Source organism: Novosphingobium sp. (assembly GCF_019748365.1).
In the GTDB taxonomy this organism is placed as follows: Bacteria; Pseudomonadota; Alphaproteobacteria; order Sphingomonadales; family Sphingomonadaceae; genus Novosphingobium.
Genome location: NZ_JAIEPN010000105.1, coordinates 1 through 2,513 on the forward strand (window position 1 = coordinate 1; position 2,513 = coordinate 2,513).

At 66.5% G+C, this 2,513-nt stretch carries 2 protein-coding genes; both read right to left on the reverse strand.

Annotated features, from left to right (window positions below; all coding sequences use genetic code 11):
* Nucleotides 1-173: 173 nt before the first annotated feature.
* On the reverse strand, nucleotides 174-902 hold the full coding sequence (gene istB / locus K5Q19_RS13345; protein ID WP_292945997.1) for an IS21-like element helper ATPase IstB: 729 nt from the start codon (nucleotides 900-902) through the stop codon (nucleotides 174-176).
* A complete protein-coding gene (istA, locus tag K5Q19_RS13350) occupies nucleotides 889-2,403 on the reverse strand; it encodes an IS21 family transposase (RefSeq protein WP_292946000.1) in 1,515 nt (504 codons plus the stop codon). The genes istB and istA overlap by 14 nt, the downstream gene beginning before the upstream one ends.
* Between the last annotated feature and the right edge of the window lie 110 nt (nucleotides 2,404-2,513).

Below are 2,513 nucleotides of genomic sequence, written 5' to 3' on the forward strand. Positions count from 1 at the left end.
TGTCAATCGGCGTCCAATCGGGCCCCCCTATCGGCGCGCAAAAGGGACCCCCTTGCGGTCATGTGGATCGGTTGATGCTGGGCGCAGGTTTCGCGCTGCTGGCGGCGTAGGGAGGGCGTAGCCCGACCGGAGGCGGCAGCAGCACGAAGATCGTTTTTCGGGGTTGGGTCGGCTCAGTTGCGGTGTTTGAAGCGCCAGCTGTCGTTGCCGGTCTCGACGATATCGCAATGGTGCGTGATGCGGTCGAGCAGCGCGGTGGTCATCTTGGGGTCACCGAACACGGTGGGCCATTCGCCGAAGGCCAGGTTGGTGGTGATGATGACCGAGGTCTTCTCGTAGAGCTTGCTGATCAGGTGGAACAGCAGCTGTCCGCCTGATCTGGCGAACGGCAGGTAGCCCAGTTCATCGAGCACCACGACGTCGAGCCGGCTGAGCTGGGCGGCCATGGCACCGGCCTTGCCGATGCGGGCTTCCTCCTCGAGCCGGGTGACAAGATCGACCGTGTTGAAGTAGCGCCCGCGGGCGCCGGCACAAACGACGCTGGCGGTAATCGCGGTGGCGAGGTGAGTCTTGCCGGTGCCCGTGCCGCCGATGAGCACGATATTGCGCCGTCCTGGCAGGAAGGAGCCGGCGTGGAGGGAGCGGACCAGGCCCTCGTTGATCGGGGTGCCCTCGAACACGAAGGCATCGAGATCCTTGACCACCGGTAGCTTGGCTGCGGTCATGCGGTAGCGGATCGAGGCGGCATGGCGATGTGCCGCTTCCGCCCGCAGCAGGTCGGTCAGGATCTCGTGGGTCGTGCGCTTGCGCTGCAATCCCGTGGTGACGGCTTCATCGAACGCACTGGCCATGCCCCTGAGGCCGAGCCCGCGCATCGCCTCGATCATCTCATGCCGCTGCATCGAGGCCTCGCACCGTGTCGTAGCGGGCGCAGTCCGCGATCGGCGGATGGCTGAGCTTGAGGTCGACGACCACGTCGAGGGGCCGGTCGGTTGCTGGCTCGCGGTATCGCGCCAGGATGTTGAGGATCACCTCGTCGCTGGCGGCACCGGCATCGAGCGCCTCGCGGATCGCAGCCTCGACCGCTTCCAGGCCATCGGTCAGCACAGCGGCCAGAACGCGCACGAAGCGCCGGTCGGCCTCGTCACCGCTCCCCAGCTTGCGGCGCAGCCGCGTCAGTGCCGGCGGCAGGTCCCAGCCATGGAAGGGGGCGCCGTTGCGCCAGGCGCCGGGCTTGTTGGCGAGGACGGGGAGATAATGCCAAGGATCGTAGATCGTCCGGTCACGGCCGAAGTGCCGGGCATGCTCGGCGATGACCTCGTCGCCGAGGCGCACGACGATCCGGTCGGCATAGGCACGGACCTGAACGGCCCGCCGCGCCGCCTTGGCCATGACCGAGTAGCGGTTGCGGTCGAAGCTGATCAGGCAGGTGCCGGTCACGGCATGTGCGGTCTCGTGGAAGCCATCGAACGGCGCCAGCATCGGCTGTAAAGACGGCCGTTCGAGATCCAGCGCCTCGGCAACGGTCAACTCCTTCTGCTCGGGATGCGGATGCAACGCGGCCCAGCGCAGGCACTCGGCCTCCAGCCATCCGTTGAGCTCCTCGATGCTGGCAAAGCGCAGGCGGGGCTGGAAGAAACGACCCCGGATGGTCTGGACCTGGTTCTCGACCTGACCCTTCTCCCATCCCGCCGCCGGCGAGCAGGCCGTGGGCTCGACCATGTAATGATCGGCCATGACGAGGAAGCGGCGGTTGAACACACGCTCCTTGCCGACGAACACTGAGGTCACCGCGGTCTTCATGTTGTCGTAGATCCCGCGCAGCGGAACGCCGCCGAAGAAGGCAAAGCCCCGGGCATGGGCATCGAACACCATCTCCTGCGTCTCGCGCGGATAAGCCCGGACGTAGACTGCCCGCGACGCGCATAGCCGCATATGCGCCACCTTCACCCGCATTGGCTTGCCGGCGATCTCCACGTCCTCGTGGCTCCAGTCGAACTGGTAGGCCTCGCCGGGTTGGAACAGCAGCGGGATGAAGGCCGGGGCGCCGTCGCCCGCATCCTTACGCCGTGCCTCCATCCACCGCCGGGCGTAGCGCCGCACCGCATCGTAGGACCCCTCGAACCCCTCACGGCACAACAGGTCATGAATCCGCGTCATCCGCAGCCGATCGCGCCGATGCCGGGCCTCGTTCTCCGTCAGCAGCGTGTCGAGCCGCTCCTGGAACGGCCCAAGCCGAGGCAGCGGCTGAACCGTGCGGTGGTAATCGAACGCCCCCTCCGGCGCCCGGATCGCCTTGCGCACCACCTTGCGCGACAGCCGCAGATCCCGCGCTATCGCCTTGATCGCCTTCCCACTGGCGTGCTCGCGCCGAATCCGAACAACTGTCTCCACCACCAACATCCCGATCTCGCCACTTGGAAAACCAGGCAGCCCGCTACACCATCAGAATGAGGGGTCCCTTTTAGACGCCGATCACCCCGCTAACGGGGTCCCTTTTGCACGCCGGTCCA

Excerpts from the sequence above, each read along its gene's own strand:
- istA (WP_292946000.1), bottom strand. The coding sequence starts at position 2,403 with ATGTTGGTGGTGGAGACAGTTGTTCGGATTCGGCGCGAGCACGCCAGT.
- istB (WP_292945997.1), bottom strand. The coding sequence starts at position 902 with ATGCAGCGGCATGAGATGATCGAGGCGATGCGCGGGCTCGGCCTCAGG.